Source organism: Mycobacterium conspicuum (assembly GCF_010730195.1).
In the GTDB taxonomy this organism is placed as follows: Bacteria; Actinomycetota; Actinomycetes; order Mycobacteriales; family Mycobacteriaceae; genus Mycobacterium; species Mycobacterium conspicuum.
In genome coordinates this window covers 3,631,233-3,646,776 of sequence record NZ_AP022613.1, presented here as the reverse complement: position 1 = coordinate 3,646,776, position 15,544 = coordinate 3,631,233, and the positions used below count along the sequence as shown (strand labels likewise).

Here is a 15,544-nt window from a genome sequence, read left to right as displayed (position 1 = left end):
CGCATCACGGGTAGGAGAGTGGGGCGGTGCGGCCCTTGGGCAGGGGCCCGGAGTCGAACGCCACCACGCGGGCGGCCATCGTCGTGGTGAGCGTCTTCAGGCCGGCGCCGGGGAAGCGGCTTTCGAAGTACCAGCGGTACTCGTGCTCGGCACGGATTGGGTTGTGCCGCAACATCTCCTGCCAGTCCGGGTGACTGGTCAAGGCGGCCAGGTCTTTGGCGAACTGTGGATGGCTGCGCCGTGACCACAGGTGCGCCAGGGCCGATCGGGCAAGCACCCCGAACTCGCGCACACGCACCGGGTGTTCGACCATGTCGACGACCCACAGCCGTCCGCCCGGGGCGAGCACGCGGCGGATCTCGGCCATCACCGGGTCCCAATCCAGGTACCGGAACGACAGAAACGAGATCACCACGTCGACGTGGTTGTCCGGTATGTCCAGCGCCGGCCCGTTGACTTTGAGGAACCGCAGCCGGTTGCGGTCGCGGTTGCGTTCCCTGGCCCGGTCGAGCATGCCGGCGGAGCTGTCCGCCCCGATGCCGAAGTCGATGACGCCGTTGTCATCCAGCGCGCGCAGCAAAGCGCCGTTGCCGCAACCGATTTCCAGCACCCGCAGTGGGCGTCCGAGAGCGGCGCGGGCGCGCGCGGCCCGCTCGGCGACCCACTCCCACTCGTCGGCGCGGACGCGGATGTCGGTGTAGGCGCGGTCGTAGAGTTCGGCCACCCGATCATAAGAGCGTTCCGTGTGCGCGGCCGCGGGAGCGCATTGCACCATCGGCTCCGCCGCGCGCCCGACGTACTTGCGGACGCTGCCGGACAGGCCGTGTGATTTCTTGCCGGGCGCCGCGATCATGTACAGACTCCTACGGTTCGTCGGATTGCGGCCCGCCCAGGCGAACCGGTCTTTGCGGGCGGACACGGTGGTGTAGTTGTAGTTGCCGTAGGTGACGACGCCGAACACTTCGGCGAAGAAGGGCGCAAACCAGCGGGCCGTCCGGCAGGCGTGGAAATACGCTCGCCCGTCAACAGCGAAAGGTATTGCCATTTCCCGCCATTCGTGCGGGGAGAACTGCTCGGGCCAGTCCGTCGAGCCGAACATCGGCCCGTACATGCCGGCATGGCTGATCAGGTGCAATTCGCGAAGCGGTCGGCCGGAGTCGGCGAACCCGGCCAGCGCGGCGCTGAAGTCGGCCTTGTGTTGCAGGGCCGAGACGACCACGTCGGCGTCGGGATGCGCCGCGGCCAGCTCGCGGGCCATGGTGTCCGCCGCGATCGCGAACTCGGCCGAACCGCCGCGGTAGTGGGTGGTGTGAGCCACCCAGATCACCGGTCGCGCTAGGGTTTTGGGCGCGACGCGGGCGAACGGAACGCGGGGGTGGTCTCCCGCCGGGATCCATGCGCCGTAGTTACCCACCAGCTCCAGTACCTCGGCGCGCTGCAGGTCGAAGACCCGCATGCTCGACGCCGGCGGGGTGTAGAAGTGCAGCGTCAGTCCACGCTCGCCGGCGGTCATGTCATGGATGTCCTCGGACGCCACGCGAATCGGCACGCCCTCGGGCCGATTGGCCAGTTCGGCCACGATGAGTTCCTCCCCATTCCAGCCGTACCGGCGCTCCACGAAGGTGCCCTCGACGGGGATCACGAACCCGCCCGCTCCGCCGTGGTCGTGGGGGGCGCAACTGTGTCCCGGACGCCAGCGAGCGAGCATGATCTCGACCTCGTCGTCAGCACGCAGGATGGAGCGGGAGTACGGCTCCCCGGGATTGGGGGATGGTGCCACCTCGGCGAGCGCCGGCCCAGCCTGGGCGACGCGCGCCAGCAACTCGGGACCGGGCACCTCGCCACGCAGGGCCACTGCGGCCAGCATGTCGAGCAGCGGGGTCAGCCCCGCGAGCGCGTCGCGGATCGTGGGCGCCGGGTGGTGGGCGGTGTTGGTCATCTCGGTGTCCTCTGTCGTGAAGATGGTCGCGTCGCGGCCAATAACCACACGCTTTCGCCGATGGCTGTAAGGATCCTTGAAGCATTCTTGGAATTGCCACACCAGTAACTTCGGTCACTACAGTCACCTGAGGAGGGGTGGCGGCAACCGTATTTCTAGGCAGTCGCTATTTTTTCGCGGGGCTCGCGAAGTTGCGGAATCCCTAGTGCGTGCGTTTCGGCCGGTGCCACGATATGAAACTGGGGCAAACCCGAACGGTCACGGCGGCGGGCTGACCGCTACCCAGTCCCTGTGGTGTATGGGATTACCCCTAGTCGTCTGAAAATGTTCATCTGGCCTGTTCGAGTTCCATTCGGGTTTGGTCGATTTGGTCGAATGCATAGTTCGCCATGGCGGCGGTGGTCATCTGAGCGCCGGCCTGAGCGAGCGTTTCGTAAGCGGCGTTGCCCAAAACGTCGCGGAGGTGCGTGATCGTGCTGCTGAGTTCAGGGAACGATGACATGGTGACTGGACCGAACGCGAAACCGGCGATGGTGGCCGCAGCCTCGCGGCGTCCGAGTTGATCAAAAAATGCGGTCAGCACGGCCAGTGGCGTGCTGATCAGCGTGGTGTTGCCCGACTCGTAATGGTTGTTGATGGCCAATCTGAAGTAATCGAGGGCAGCTAGCGGGTTCCCGTGTTCGGCCTCGACGCGGCACAGGACGGCGGCTAGCTGGGACTCAATGAAGTGGTTACCGCTGTTTTGCGCGAGCATCAGCCCCTGGTGCAGTGCCGTGAGAGAGCGGGCGGGGTCCACGTCACGGAACACGAAGCCATCCGCCAGCAGCGCCAAACAGAGCGCAGCAGGATTGTTGGTGGCTTCCGCCCTCTCAACGAGGCCGTCGGTCAGGGCGACAGCCTCATCAGTGGGAACCCCAAAGGCCAACGGCAAGATCAGGCACACCCTGGTGAAGTTGTGGGTGTCACGGCCACGTCGCAGTTGGGCTCGGCAAAACTCGATCGATCGTTCGGGTTGCCCGCTGGTCGTGTAAGCACTGCACGGCCAGCCTTCGACGCCGTACGGCAGCTGATCGTAGCTGTCGAGCATCCGCACCGCGATGTCGGCGTATCGGACGGCATCTGTGATTCGTCCGGCCATGCAGCACTGCGACGCCATCACATACAGAAATGTGAGGTGCGGATGGTTGGCCGCCCGGGCGCGCTCGAGAAGCTCTTCGGACCAGGCCACGGGCTCAAACTTGTCGACCATGTAGCCCAGGAAGGACGCGTCCGTGGCGATGGTGGTGGCGGTGTCGAGGTCGTCATGGTCGGACGCCCAGCGGAAGGCGGTGCGCAGATTGGCGAGTTCGGCGTTGAGCCACGCGTAAGCCTCGCGCTGGTTGGGATTGTCCCAGTCGGCCATGACTTGGGTGATTTTGCGAGCGAAGTGGTGGGCGTGTGCGGCCCGGACCGTCGTTGCCTCCCCGCGCGCGACGAGTTGTTCCTCGGCAAACTCGCGAATGGTCTCGAGCATCGAATACCGAGTGCGCCCCGAAATCCGGTTGACGACGAGCAGCGACTTGCGTACCAGGGCGTCCAGTAGGTCCAGGACCTCAAAATCATCGCCGTGGTCAAGCCCAGCTGCCGCGCAAGCACTTTGGAGATCAAAGCCGCCGGCGTGTACCGAACACCGGTCCAGCAGCTGCTTTTCGGCGGCATCGAGGTGGTCGTAGGACCACGCCACGGCGTGCCGCAGCGTTTGATGGCGCCCCAAGCCGCGCCGTGACCCGACCAGCAGCCGGAACCGGTGATCGAGTCGGTCACGCACCTCAATTGGCGTCATCGATGCCATGCGTGAAGCCGCCAGCTCGATGGCCAAGGGGATTCCGTCCAGACGTCGGCAGATCTCGGCGATGGCGGTCGCATCGCCGGCCTCGGTCACGGAAAACCCCGACGAAACCCTTTGGGCGCGATCGACGAAAAGGTTCGCGGCCGCAGAGTTGATGCCGCCGACGACGTCCAGCGAAGGCACCGACCACAACTGCTCGTCGGGGACCTCCAAGCGCTCGCGGCTGGTGGCCAGGATCCGTGCGGTCGCCGAACCGGTCAGAATGGCCTCGATAAGGTCGGCCGCGGCATCGCGTACGTGCTCGCAGTTGTCGAAGATTAGCAACCGCACCCTGCCTTCCAACGCAGTCGCCACGCTCTCGGTGACGGTCTTGCCCACTTGCTGGGTAACACCCAGCGCCGCGGCCACGGCGTCGGGCACCGCCGCCGGATCGGTAACCGCCGCCAGTTCGAAAAGCCAGGCCCCGTCAGGGAATTCGTCGATCAGGCGTGCGGCGACCTCCAGCGCTAGCCGGGTTTTACCTACGCCGCCCACCCCGGTCAGCGTCACGAGCCGGTGGACTTTGAGCGTCGCCTGCAGGTTGTCCACTTGGGATTCGCGACCGACGAAGCTGGTTAGTGGAGGGCGCAGGTTTCCCGGGCCCGTGTCTAGTGCGCGCAACGCGGGAAACTCGGTGCGTAGCCCCGGAGCCCGCACCTGGAACACCCCAACCGCGGTCGGTAGATCTCGCAGCCGGTGCGGCCCGAGATCCATCAATTCGACCCCGCTGACCATGACGGCCGTCGAATCCGTCAGCAAGATCTGGCCGCCATGCCCGGCCGCCATCACCCGTGCAGCGCGATTCAGCGCGGTACCGAAGTAGTCGCCGTCGCGCGACTCGGCCTCGCCGGTCGCCAGACCCATCCGCACCGGCAGTTCCAGTGCAAGCTGGGCGGCCACCGCGGCATCAACCGCGGACCTCGGCGAGGCGAACGCTGCGCACACCCCATCTCCGGTATGTTTGAACAACCGACCGCCGTGCGACTGGATCGCTTGCCGCAGTACCTGGTCATGGGCGGCGATGGCCGCTCGCATGCCGTGCGGGTCCGCCTCCCAGCGCCGGGTCGAGCCTTCGACGTCGGTGAACAGAAACGTCACAATCCCCGAAGGCAAGTTCCCCGCGTCAGCGGACACCCGCGCATGATCCCACAGCAACCGGGTTCGATCCGGAACTTGGCAGCAATGCTTGCTTAACGCTTATTTGCCAGTGGCGTGCCGACTGAGAAAGTCCAGGACGGCCGTGGCAAAGATGTCGTTGCGGTCGCCGGCGACCATGTGCCCCGCGCCGTGCACATCGACGAACTCCACCTTGGGGAAGCGCGCCAGGAATGCGTCCGCCCGGTCCTGACTGACCAGGTCGCTCACCTGGCCACGCACCAGCAGCATGGGCACGCCGTCGCGCAGAATCGCGTCAACGGCGGCGTGCATGCGATCGGTTTCGGTGACCTCCATCGGCGGGAGAGGTGAAGTGCCGCTGATGAATTTCGGGTCCCAGTGCCAATACCAGCGATCCCCGCGCCGCCGCAGATTGGTGCGCAGGCCGTCGAGATCGGTGGGGCGGGGCCGATGCGGGTTGTACTCCGCGATCGCGTCCGCGACCTCATCGAGGGATTCGAACCCCGACGCCATGCGGTCGGCCATGAAGTTGTGGATGCGGTTCGCCCCGGACGGGTCCATGTCGGGCACGATGTCCACCAAGACCACTGCGCTGGCGATGCCCGGCGAGATCTCGCCCGCGAGAAGCATCGAGGTGAAGCCGCCCAGCGACGCGCCCACCAGCACCGGGCGCGGCGGCAGTTGACGCAGCACTTCCTGGACGTCGGCGGCGAAGCTGACGACGCGGTAGTCGCCCTCGTCCGACCAGTCCGATTCCCCGTGGCCGCGGAAGTCGACGGTGACTGCCTGCCAGCCCCGCTCGGCGACGGCCGCGGCGGCGCGGCCCCACGAACGACGGGTCTGACCGCCGCCGTGCAGGAACACCACCGCCCGCGCGCCGGGATCGCCCTGGCGGTCGGAAACGATGCGAACGCCGCCAGGCCCCGAGGTCACGAATGTTTCAGGCGCTTCACGCATCCTGGGATCGTACTGGCTCGGGCTACGAACACCAGGTGAAGCCGATGAACTCGGCATCGCCGTGGGCGTCGGCGGAATAGTTCTCGTAGTGCACCGCCGGCATGCCGTTGTACCGGGTGGTCATTTTCTGTGCGTCTCCCGGGGGCACCCCCTTGGGGAAGGCCAAGATCATGTCGGCAAAAACGTCGAGACCGATGGGACAGCCGGAGTCGTTTCGCGGCGGCCGTGGATTCCAGGCATGCACGACGACCGGCTCGGTGACTTGAGAACCCAACGCACAGTTCGGTTCGCACATCTTGAAAACGGCGGTCCCGGTCCCGTCGGCGCCCTGCGGTCCCCATGAACTCCACGACATGTCTTGCAGCGCAACGGCTACGCTGGCGCAGCCCAGGATGTTGAGTTTCGCCGGGCGGGCAGCGGGTTGTACCCATCGGCTGTAGCAGCCCGGAATGGCGAAGCTCGTCGCCGGTGCGGGCGCCCTGGTCGACGACGACGGCTGTGCGGTGGGCCGAGCCGGCGTGCCGTGGGTGTGCCTGACTCCGACAAAGGCGAACGCGCCGATCAGCAGCACGGCGAGGACGACGCCCAGGGCGAGTTGGGGGAGGTGCCGACCCCGGACACCGCCTTCGCCCCTCACGCTCACCACATTTACAGATTATGGCGTGGAGCGCACCCGGGACCCGAACGGAACGCGGCGCCGCGACGCGGTAAATTTGGGCCCAATTTGGTCAGAGCGACCAACTATTCACAGAAGGCGTCGGGAGCCACCGAATGGATGATCACGCATTGGCCGCGCGGTTGGCCACCGAGGCCGGCCACTTGCTGCTCGATGTCCGCAAGGAATTCGCCGACGCCGAGGCAAGCGAGCGGAAAGCGGCGGGGGACAAGCGATCCCACGACTTTCTGAAGGCCGCGCTCGCCGACGAGCGGCCCGACGATGCGGTGCTGTCCGAGGAGGGCGCCGACGATCCGGTGCGATTGCGCTCGCAGCGCGTCTGGATTGTCGATCCCCTCGATGGCACCCGCGAGTTCTCCGAGCTGGAGCGCGACGACTGGGCCGTGCACGTCGCGCTCTGGCAGGACGGCGAACTCGTCGCCGGGGCCGTGGCGTTGCCGGCGCAGGGAATCACACTGGCCACCCCCGACGTCAGCGCTCCGCCCAGTGCGCCGGACAAGCCGCGCATCGTGGTCTCCCGCACCCGTCCGCCCGCTATCGCGCTCGCGGTTCGTGACGCCCTGGACGGCACGCTGGTTGAAATGGGTTCTGCCGGAGCCAAAGTGGCCTCGGTCGTGCAAGGCCTGTCCGATGTCTACGTGCACGCCGGAGGCCAGTTTGAATGGGATTCGGCCGCGCCGGTGGCGGTCGCCCGGGCGGCCGGTTTGCACACCTCGCGTATCGACGGGTCGGCGTTGGCCTACAACCAACCCGACCCGAAGCTGCCGGACGTACTGGTATGCCGGCCCGAGCTAGCGGTAGCGGTACTCGCCGTTACGGCTGAGTGACCACTGCGCCAGGACCCGAGTTGGGCCCCGCCCGCAGCTTTTCGACGACGAAGTCCGCTGCCTGGTTGACCATGCCCGAGGAGATGTATGCGCCGGCCTGGTGTTCCGGCCAGTTCGCCTCCCACGTGTGCGGGTCGGCGGGGTTGCAGATGGGGTCGGCGCCGTGACACAGGTCGATGGTTCTGTCGTTGTAGGCCGGATTGAAGTTCGTGATGGGACCGACCCACTGAGTTCCGTTGCCGAACAGCGCAACCGCGGCGACGTGCTGATCGGCGCCCGGCGGTAGGGGATTGTTGAAGTTGAAGACTTGCATGGGGACGGCAAGCACGACGTCGGTGACCGCCGCGCCGAGCGAGTAGCCACCGAGCACGATGCGGGTGTTCGGGCAGCTATTGATCGTGTTCTGGACGTGCTGGCTCATGTCGTTGGCGCCCACGTCGATCTCGGTGTCGGCGGGGTATTTCACCGCGTAGCTGCTGACGTACTTGCCGTACTTCGAACGCACGGCGCTGATGAACGAGTTGCCGACCTGTCCCGGCCCGGGAGATTCCATGCGCCCACGCGCGAACACCACCTCGGCGTCGGAGCAGGACGCCGCCGCGGGTGCCACCGCACCGGGGCGGCCGGCGGGGATCACGACGGGGGCGGTCAACAGCACTGCCGCGGACAGCGCCGCGGCGGTGAGGGAGGGGATTCGACGGCTCGATAAGGCGCTCACGATCTCCGATGTTAGCGATCCGCGGCGACCAACGCGCGGTGACTTTCGCCAATATGGTTTAGCCCGCCCGCTGCGCGGGTACGCGTGCGAAACCTTGGTGCTTACGGTGTGGTGGGGGCCCGGGCCAGGTTCTTCAAGCAACTAGTCAAGCAGGCGGCTATGGAGCGGTTAAGTGGGCTCGACGCGTTCTTTCTCTATCTAGAGACTCCAACACAGCCGCTGAATGTGTGCTGCGTTCTCGAGTTGGACACCTCGACGATGCCGGGGGGCTACTCGTACAGCCGGTTTCGCGGCGAAGTGGTCAACCGCGTGAGCGCGGTGCGCGAATTTCGGATGAAGCTGGCCGACAACCAGTTGAACCTGGATCATCCGGTGTGGGTCGACGACGAGAATTTTCAGCTGCGGCACCATCTGCGCCGCATCGGTGTGCCGTCGCCGGGCGGGCGGCGCGAGCTGGCCGAGATCTGTGGCTACATCGCCGGGCTGCCGCTGGACCGCGACCGCCCGCTGTGGGAGATGTGGGTGATCGAGGGCGGGGCCCGCGCGGATGCGGTGACCGTGATGCTCAAGGTGCACCACGCCGTGGTCGACGGCGTGGCCGGGGCGAACCTCCTCGCCCAGTTGTGCAGCCCGCAGGCCGACGCGCCGGCACCGCAGGCCGTGGCCGGGGCGGGCGGCGGCCACCCGCTGCAGATCGCGGCGAGCGGGCTGATGGGCTTTGCGAAACGGCCGCTGCGATTGGCGACGGTGTTGCCGGCGACGATGGTGACGCTGGCGCAAACGCTGCTGCGCGCCCGCGACGGCCGAACGATGGCCGCGCCGTTCTCGGCGCCGCCGACGTCGTTCAACGGCGCCTTGAGCAAGCACCGCAACATCGCCTTTACCCAACTCGACATGCGCGACGTAAAGAGGGTGAAGGACCGGTTCGGCGTGACGGTCAACGACGTGGTGGTGGCGTTGTGCGCAGGGGTGCTGCGGCGGTTCCTGCTCGAGCGCGACGAGCTGCCCGAGGCCCCGCTGGTGGCCACCGTCCCGGTGTCGGTGCACGCGAAGAGCGACCGCCCCGGCCGCAACCAGACCACCTGGATGTTCTGCCGGTTGGCAACCCACATCGGCGATCCCGCCGAGCGCATCCGCGCCATCGCGGCCGGCAACACCGCCGCCAAGGACCACACCGCCGCCATGGGCCCCACCCTGCTGCACGACTGGACCGAATTCGGCGGCCCGACGGTGTTTGGCGCGGCGATGCGAATCCTGCCGCGCATTCCGGTGAGCCTCAGCCCGGTGTTCAACCTGATCCTGTCGAATGTGCCGGGCCCGCAGGGTGAGCTGTATTTCCTGGGCTGCCGGATGGAGTCGATGTATCCGCTCGGCCCGCTGCTCGGCGGCGCGGGGCTCAACATCACGGTGATGTCCTACAACGGACAGCTGGGCATCGGCATCATCGCCTGCCCCGATCTGCTACCCGACCTTTGGGGCATCGCGGACGCGTTCTCCGACGCGCTCAAAGAGCTGCTGGAGTGCTGACTTTCAGTCGGATCGATCGTTCGCTGGAAGACACCGATTCCGGAGTTCACGCTTGAGCACCTTGCCGTAGCTGTTCTTCGGCAATTCGTCGACGAACAGATAGCGTTTGGGCCGCTTGAACCGGGCGATGCGTTGCAGCAGGTGCGCGTCCAGCTCGCCGGCTTCGGCTGAGCCGACGATGAACGCCACCACCACCTCGCCCCATTCGGCGTCGGGTGCGCCGACCACACAAGCCTCCGACACCCCGGGGTGCTCGAGGAGCACTTCTTCGACCTCGCGCGGATAGATGTTGCTGCCACCGCTGATCACCACGTCCTTGGAGCGGTCGCGCAGCGTGAGGTAGCCGCGTGCGTCGAACGATCCCATGTCGCCGGTGTACATCCAGCCGTCTTTGAGCGTGTCCTGGGTGGCGGCCGGGTTGTTCCAGTAGCCCGACATGAGAGCGTCACCGCGGCAAACGATTTCGCCGACTTCGTCGACGGCCGCCGGTGTTCCGTCGCTGCGCAGGACGGCCACCTCCATGCCCGAGCGTGCGTAGCCGACGGAGCCCAGGATGGCGTCGTCGGCGCGTTCGTGGTCGGCGCGCCGAAGACCGGTGATCGTCATCGGCGACTCGCCCTGGCCGTAGATTTGGGCGAATATTGGACCGAACGCGGCCATCGCCTTCTTCAGGCTCTCGACGTACATCGGGCCGCCGCCGTAGACGATCGTGCGGAGATTGCCCGGGCGGGCGCGACCGGTTTCGACGAGCCGCTGCACCATGGTCGGCGCAAGGAACGCGCTCGAGCCGGGGTGGTGTCCGCACAGATCCAGGAATTCGTCGGGGTCGAACGCGCCGGATGTGGGTATGACCTGCCGCGCGCCGCGCAGCACGTAGGGCAGAACGTAGAGCCCCGAACCGTGGGACATCGGGGCGCCGTGGATCAGGCTGCAGTCCTCGTCCGGGCTGTCGATGTCGGCGAGATGGGCGACCGTCATCGCGGTCAGGCTGCGGTGGCTCAGCATCGCGCCCTTCGATCGCCCGGTCGTCCCGCTGGTATAGAACAGCCAGGCCAATGTCGACGCATCGGTGCACGGCGGAACGGCCTCGGGTGCCGCACGCCAGCGCGAAAGGCATTCGGCGGTCAGAATTTCGATCGGGATGGTTGTCAGGTCGGCCAGGCCCGGTGCAATCTTCTCCGAGGCGAACACCAGCGAGACGTCCGCGTCGTCGAGGATCTGCACCATCTCCCTGGGATGAAGCTTGAAATTGATCGGGACGAGCACGCACTCGGCGGCCCAGACCGAGAACATCAACTCCACGATCTCGGGACAGTTCTCGCTGGCGATGGCGATGCGCGTCCCCGCGGCGTGCTGCGTGCGGATGGCCGTGGCGATGCGCAGCGCGCGTTCACGCAACTCGAGCCACGTGCACAGCCGGCGCTCACCGTCGTAGAGGGCGCCGCGCTCGGGAAACCGCGCGGCGGCCTGGTCCAGTATCGCGAACAGATTCAATGCGCATCCCATTCAAAGTCGGCCCGTCCGAACATCCGTCGACCACGATGACACACGACGACGTGCGCCGCCTACGCTTAGCCGAACACTCACGACGCCGGAAGCGGAAGGGAAAGACGGTGTGACTGAGAGGAAGCGCCACGCGGTGCTCACCTTCGCCGGCTCGTGGGCCGATCCCGGGACCGGCTACCCGTCCGACGTGGTCGGCGCCGCCGATCCCGATCTCGTGTTCGAAGTGCCCGTCGACGCGCCCTGGTCGTTTGGGCCGACACCGGCCGACGCGCCGGCGTCGCCGAGCTACGCGGAATCGGTCGAGATCGCGGTCGCCAATGCGACGGCGTGGATCGATGCCAACCCGCACCAGACCTTCGCGCTCGGCGGCTACGGGCATGGCGCGGAGGCCGCGTCGCGCCTTCTCGCCGAGATCATGACCGGGTCGTTGCAGTCGGCGCGGCCAAACCTGATCGGCGGCTACACCTTCGGCAATCCATGGCGGCTCAGCGCCCACACGTTCCCCGGCGGCGAAGACCCGGGCGGCCGCGGTATCGCCGCCACGAACCTGACGGCCGAGCAGATCCCGAAGGACGCCAACGGCGTTGACACGTGGTGGGATTTCGCCAATCCCGGCGATCTCTACGCCACAACGCCGAATGACACGGCGGGAGCCGACATCACCGCGGTGTACAAGTCAGCGATTCAGATCGGCATCGATATCAACGTGATGGTGGCGGTGATCGCCGGGCTCACGGGTCGCGGGAGCCTGGCGCAGCAGGTGCTGACCATGGTGACCGATCCGATCGTCGGCGGCGCGGCGCTCGTCGAGGCGATCGACCTCGCGGTCACCTTCTATGGATCCACCCCGCCGGCCTTGCCCCACATCAGCTACCAGAGCGTTCCTGTCCTCGCCGGGCAGAGCGCGGTTGAGGTCGCCACCGCGCATTTGAACAACATCGCCGGGGCGACCCTGGCACGCGCGCCAGTCTAGGTCCCGCGCGCAGCGAGACGCCGGGAGCGCGATTGAAATTCGATCGGCGGGGATAATCACTCTCGCATGGTTGCGTTCAGGGTGATCGATCCGCACGGCAAGGTCGTCGCGACCAGGGATTTAGACAGCGCCGAGGGCGCGCACGCGTGGTTTGCCGACTCCGTTGACACCGCCGAACCGGGCTGGCGCATCGAGGTGAACGACGACGGGCGCTGGGCCCATTTCGACGACACCGGGGGCATTCAGCTGCGCCCCGGGCGCCGATGACGCCGCGCGCTGGCAGCCGTTACCAGCGTTTATGCGACCCCAGCACGGGTAGTCGAGAAGGATCGCGAAGCGAAGGGAGGCGCTGATGGACGTGCAGCACCGCGACACAACCGGGCCGACCTCCGACACGGGGATCCAACCACCGCCCGGCAACGAGCCGGCGCATCGGCGGCCACGGGTCTGGGTGAACTGGGCATTGGCGTTGCTGACGGTGCCCGCGGCGGCGCTGGTGATGATCTTCGACCTAGGCGCCGCGATGAGCACCGCATCGTGCAGCGGCGCGCGGTGTCCCGCGCTGGGGCCACACGGTCTGGTGTATGGCGTGCTTCTCTACGGCGCACCGGTGATAGCCGCCTTGACCATCGTCGCGTCGTTGTTCACCGCGACCCGCCGACGCGGCTTTTTCGTTCCGCTGTGGGGTTTGGCGCTGCTGCTCGGCGACGTCGCCCTCACGTCGATGTTGTTCAGCAAATAGCGATGGCGGACAACGAAATTGGCGGGCCGCCTCCGGCCGTCCTGTTCGACATCGATGGCACCCTGGTTGACTCGAACTACCTGCACATCCACGCGTGGCAGCGCGCGTTCGCCGAGATCGGCATCGAGGTGGAAACGTGGCGGATTCACCGCTCGATAGGGATGGACGGGTCGACCCTGGTGCGTTCGTTCTCCGACGACGCGCCCGATTCGACGCAAAAGCGGCTGAAGGACTTGCACTCTCAGTTCTATGCCGAGATGGCGCCGTTGCTGCGTCCGCTTCCGGGCGCGCGCACGCTGCTGCACCGGGTGGCGGACCTTGGTCTGCAGGTGGTCTTCGCCACGTCGGCCCCCGACGACGAATTGGCCTTGCTGCGAAAGGTTCTCGACAGCGATGACCTGGTTTCGGCGATCACCTCGGCCGCCGACGTGGATACCGCCAAGCCGAAGCCCGACATCATCCACGTCGCGTTGGAGCGCGCGGGAGTGTCCGCCGACCGGGCCGTCTTCGTCGGTGATGCGGTTTGGGATGCCGAGGCGTGTGCGCGCGCGCACGTGACAAGCATCGGGGTGCTCAGTGGCGGGGTATCGCGAGGCGAGCTCGAAAAGGCCGGTGCAGTCATGGTTTTCGAGAATGCCGACGACCTGCTGAAGCATATTGACGACACCCCGATCGCGCGCTTGCTGACGAAAGAGAAGGGGCCCAGCCCGATCTCGGACTGAGCCCCTCGCCCTGACGAGCTACTGATTGGCCTTTTGGCGTTCTTCTGACGCACTGGCAGCACCGCGCGCGGATTCGGCCTCCGCCTCCTTCTTCGCGGCGTCGCGTTGCGCGTCGCCCTTGTCCTGCTGAGCCTCGCCCTCACGCTTGACGTCATCGCGGCCCGTTACGGCGCCGAAAACTTCCTTTGCCTTGCCTTTCGCGCCCTCGACGACACCTTCGACGGCCTCTTGGGGACCACCTTTCTCCGCCATGAATTCCTCCCGTCTCGGTTGTTTCGCAGGGATACCTGCGAACGAAGGGGTTTCCGGTTTCTCCCGGCTCAAACGCGTGGCATCCGTCACGGATTGGTATGTCCGCGTTCTCGGTCGATGAGCCCGAGCCGGCCGGCCAGCACGAGGAACGCGACGGCGAAATCGTTGTCCGCGGTCTCGGCGTCGATCAGGTCCCAGTCCAGCCGCTCGCGGATCGCCCGCACCGCGGGTAGCAGCGACGCGAAGTCGCAGTGATGCTCGCCCAGCGAGCGCAGCTTTTGGACCAGGACGATCGTCGGCGGCAGCACCGGCATCCCGATCGCCAGCACGTCGCGCTGTTCGGCCCGGTCCAGGGTGGCGTCTTGCACGGGCACGCCGTTGATGCGGTGTAGCACGTCGACCACCGCCTCACCTGCGCGCGCCTTGAACAGCCAGTCCTCGGGGGGATGCTCAATCGCAAATCCGGCGTCGCGCAGCGTGGCGGCGGCCGCAGCCGCGTCAGTTTCGGTGACCACGATGTCCGCGTCGTGGCTGGGTTCGGGCGCGCCGTACGCCCACAATGCGTAGCTACCGGCCAATGCGAACCGCGGGCCGTGCTCTTTGAGGGCTGATGCAGCGTTGCGCAGCGCCTCCCGCAACGAATTTTCTTGGGTCGTCATTGCCAAGAGGCATACCCGCATGAGGATTGGACACGCGCTCAAGTGGGCAACCAAAGATTTATGTCAATCCTGGGAGCTTGCGAGTGACGGCAGGCTTGGTACGGCATTGGCTCGAGTCCGGACGATTGGAACTGCCGCTGCCCGCATCGGGGCGCACCGCCGAACGCTGGCGCCGTCTCGGGTTACTGGCCGAGGAGGACATCGTCGCGGCACGCATTGCCGAGGCGCACGTCGACGCGGTGGCGATACTCGACGAGCTAGGCGGCAAGCCGCCGGACCCGGACCAACTCTGGGGCGTCTGGGCCGCCGAATCATCCGACGCCGTATTGACCGCCACCCACCTCGGTGACGATGTGTTCAGCCTGAACGGCACGAAGGTGTGGTGTTCGGGCGCCGGGTTCTGCACCCACGCGCTGGTGACCGCGCGCCTCAAGGACGGACGCCGCGGGCTGTTTGCGGTGCCGGTGGTCGACCCGATCGTCAGACCGCTGCCCAGCACGTGGTGGAACCCCGGGATGGCCGGCAGCGACACCCGGTCCGTGCAGTTCACCAATGCGCACGCCGTCGCCGTCGGGGAACCCGGCGACTACCTGAATCGACCCGGCTTCTGGCATGGCGCGATCGGCGTGGCTGCCTGCTGGCTCGGCGGCGCACGCAGGGTTGCCGACCCGTTGTACCGTTGCGCGGGAAGCGAATCGGCCGATGCCTACGCGCTGGCGCACCTGGGCGCCGTGGACGCCGCCCTTGCCGCCAGCGATGCGATGCTTGCCTCGGCGGCCGCCCAGATCGACGCCGATCCGTTCGATCGGAGCGGCATCGCCGAACTGCTGGCCCGGCGGACCCGCAGCATTGTGGAACACGCGGTGGACGAGGCCATCACCCGCACCGGCCGGGCATTGGGCCCGGGCCCCCTCTGCCAGGACGGACGGCACGCCCAGCGGGTCGCCGACCTGTCGATCTACATCCGGCAAAGCCACGCCGAGCGCGACCTCGCCGAACTCGGCCGTCTCGCCGGGCGCATCTGCGAGCGCAACGGCGTCCGATAATCCTTGCGCGGCAACGC

The 15,544-nt window shown here is 66.9% G+C and carries 15 protein-coding genes; 7 read left to right on the top strand and 8 right to left on the bottom strand.

Features of this window, described 5'->3' with window-relative positions; translation table 11 throughout:
• Window positions 1–4 precede the first annotated feature (4 nt).
• The 4 genes from G6N66_RS16895 to G6N66_RS16880 all read right to left on the bottom strand — a co-directional run bounded on the left by G6N66_RS16895 (window position 5) and on the right by G6N66_RS16880 (window position 6,522).
• Window positions 5–1,939 (bottom strand): methyltransferase domain-containing protein, encoded by a 1,935-nt coding sequence (locus G6N66_RS16895; protein ID WP_139825027.1) that lies wholly within the window; start codon window positions 1,937–1,939, stop codon window positions 5–7.
• Window positions 1,940–2,267: 328 nt separating this feature from the next.
• On the bottom strand, window positions 2,268–4,940 hold the full coding sequence (locus G6N66_RS16890) for an ATP-binding protein (RefSeq protein WP_232079338.1): 2,673 nt from the start codon (window positions 4,938–4,940) through the stop codon (window positions 2,268–2,270).
• Between the two features lie 63 nt (window positions 4,941–5,003).
• The gene (locus tag G6N66_RS16885) at window positions 5,004–5,879 is read right to left on the bottom strand and encodes an alpha/beta fold hydrolase (protein ID WP_179968282.1); all 876 of its coding nucleotides are present in this window, start codon (window positions 5,877–5,879) and stop codon (window positions 5,004–5,006) included.
• Window positions 5,880–5,901: 22 nt separating this feature from the next.
• Window positions 5,902–6,522, bottom strand: coding sequence for a hypothetical protein (locus G6N66_RS16880; protein WP_232079525.1), 621 nt, complete (start codon window positions 6,520–6,522; stop codon window positions 5,902–5,904).
• 128 nt (window positions 6,523–6,650) lie between these two features.
• Here G6N66_RS16880 and G6N66_RS16875 point away from each other — a divergent pair, with 128 nt between their 5' ends.
• On the top strand, window positions 6,651–7,382 hold the full coding sequence (locus tag G6N66_RS16875) for a 3'(2'),5'-bisphosphate nucleotidase CysQ (protein ID WP_085231217.1): 732 nt from the start codon (window positions 6,651–6,653) through the stop codon (window positions 7,380–7,382).
• Here the strand turns inward: G6N66_RS16875 and G6N66_RS16870 are convergent.
• Window positions 7,369–8,103, bottom strand: a complete 735-nt coding sequence (locus G6N66_RS16870; protein ID WP_372515754.1) for a cutinase family protein — start codon at window positions 8,101–8,103, stop codon at window positions 7,369–7,371. The two genes, G6N66_RS16875 and G6N66_RS16870, sit on opposite strands and share 14 nt — an antisense overlap.
• 156 nt (window positions 8,104–8,259) lie before the next feature.
• Here G6N66_RS16870 and G6N66_RS16865 point away from each other — a divergent pair, with 156 nt between their 5' ends.
• The gene (locus G6N66_RS16865; protein WP_085231215.1) at window positions 8,260–9,627 is read left to right on the top strand and encodes a WS/DGAT/MGAT family O-acyltransferase; all 1,368 of its coding nucleotides are present in this window, start codon (window positions 8,260–8,262) and stop codon (window positions 9,625–9,627) included.
• Window positions 9,628–9,630: 3 nt separating this feature from the next.
• Here G6N66_RS16865 and G6N66_RS16860 read toward each other — a convergent pair whose 3' ends face one another.
• On the bottom strand, window positions 9,631–11,133 hold the full coding sequence (locus G6N66_RS16860) for an acyl-CoA synthetase (protein WP_085231214.1): 1,503 nt from the start codon (window positions 11,131–11,133) through the stop codon (window positions 9,631–9,633).
• 109 nt (window positions 11,134–11,242) lie between these two features.
• Here G6N66_RS16860 and G6N66_RS16855 point away from each other — a divergent pair, with 109 nt between their 5' ends.
• The 4 genes from G6N66_RS16855 to G6N66_RS16840 all read left to right on the top strand — a co-directional run bounded on the left by G6N66_RS16855 (window position 11,243) and on the right by G6N66_RS16840 (window position 13,570).
• Window positions 11,243–12,106, top strand: coding sequence for a hypothetical protein (locus tag G6N66_RS16855; protein ID WP_085231213.1), 864 nt, complete (start codon window positions 11,243–11,245; stop codon window positions 12,104–12,106).
• A 66-nt stretch (window positions 12,107–12,172) separates the two neighbouring features.
• Window positions 12,173–12,373, top strand: a complete 201-nt coding sequence (locus tag G6N66_RS16850) for a hypothetical protein (protein ID WP_085231212.1) — start codon at window positions 12,173–12,175, stop codon at window positions 12,371–12,373.
• A gap of 85 nt (window positions 12,374–12,458) precedes the next feature.
• The gene (locus G6N66_RS16845) at window positions 12,459–12,848 is read left to right on the top strand and encodes a hypothetical protein (protein WP_085231211.1); all 390 of its coding nucleotides are present in this window, start codon (window positions 12,459–12,461) and stop codon (window positions 12,846–12,848) included.
• A gap of 2 nt (window positions 12,849–12,850) precedes the next feature.
• Window positions 12,851–13,570: an HAD family hydrolase gene (locus G6N66_RS16840; protein WP_085231210.1), complete on the top strand. Its 720-nt coding sequence runs from the start codon at window positions 12,851–12,853 to the stop codon at window positions 13,568–13,570.
• 18 nt (window positions 13,571–13,588) lie between these two features.
• Here the strand turns inward: G6N66_RS16840 and mbp1 are convergent, their stop codons facing one another.
• Complete coding sequence (mbp1, locus tag G6N66_RS16835) at window positions 13,589–13,822, bottom strand: microaggregate-binding protein 1 (protein WP_085231209.1); 234 nt, start codon at window positions 13,820–13,822, stop codon at window positions 13,589–13,591.
• 86 nt (window positions 13,823–13,908) lie between these two features.
• The gene (locus G6N66_RS16830; RefSeq protein WP_179968281.1) at window positions 13,909–14,481 is read right to left on the bottom strand and encodes a nucleotidyltransferase; all 573 of its coding nucleotides are present in this window, start codon (window positions 14,479–14,481) and stop codon (window positions 13,909–13,911) included.
• A gap of 83 nt (window positions 14,482–14,564) precedes the next feature.
• On the opposite strand from G6N66_RS16830, the gene G6N66_RS16825 reads away from it, so the two are divergent.
• Complete coding sequence (locus G6N66_RS16825) at window positions 14,565–15,527, top strand: acyl-CoA dehydrogenase family protein (protein ID WP_085231207.1); 963 nt, start codon at window positions 14,565–14,567, stop codon at window positions 15,525–15,527.
• The last annotated feature ends 17 nt before the right edge of the window (window positions 15,528–15,544 follow it).

What these genes read in the sequence shown, in the direction of transcription:
- G6N66_RS16850 (WP_085231212.1), top strand. Translation starts at nt 12,173, where the DNA reads ATGGTTGCGTTCAGGGTGATCGATCCGCACGGCAAGGTCGTCGCGACC.
- G6N66_RS16860 (WP_085231214.1), bottom strand. Translation starts at nt 11,133, where the DNA reads ATGGGATGCGCATTGAATCTGTTCGCGATACTGGACCAGGCCGCCGCG.
- G6N66_RS16845 (WP_085231211.1), top strand. Translation starts at nt 12,459, where the DNA reads ATGGACGTGCAGCACCGCGACACAACCGGGCCGACCTCCGACACGGGG.
- G6N66_RS16865 (WP_085231215.1), top strand. Translation starts at nt 8,260, where the DNA reads ATGGAGCGGTTAAGTGGGCTCGACGCGTTCTTTCTCTATCTAGAGACT.
- G6N66_RS16885 (WP_179968282.1), bottom strand. Translation starts at nt 5,879, where the DNA reads ATGCGTGAAGCGCCTGAAACATTCGTGACCTCGGGGCCTGGCGGCGTT.
- G6N66_RS16830 (WP_179968281.1), bottom strand. Translation starts at nt 14,481, where the DNA reads ATGACGACCCAAGAAAATTCGTTGCGGGAGGCGCTGCGCAACGCTGCA.
- G6N66_RS16895 (WP_139825027.1), bottom strand. Translation starts at nt 1,939, where the DNA reads ATGACCAACACCGCCCACCACCCGGCGCCCACGATCCGCGACGCGCTC.
- G6N66_RS16875 (WP_085231217.1), top strand. Translation starts at nt 6,651, where the DNA reads ATGGATGATCACGCATTGGCCGCGCGGTTGGCCACCGAGGCCGGCCAC.
- mbp1 (WP_085231209.1), bottom strand. Translation starts at nt 13,822, where the DNA reads ATGGCGGAGAAAGGTGGTCCCCAAGAGGCCGTCGAAGGTGTCGTCGAG.
- G6N66_RS16840 (WP_085231210.1), top strand. Translation starts at nt 12,851, where the DNA reads ATGGCGGACAACGAAATTGGCGGGCCGCCTCCGGCCGTCCTGTTCGAC.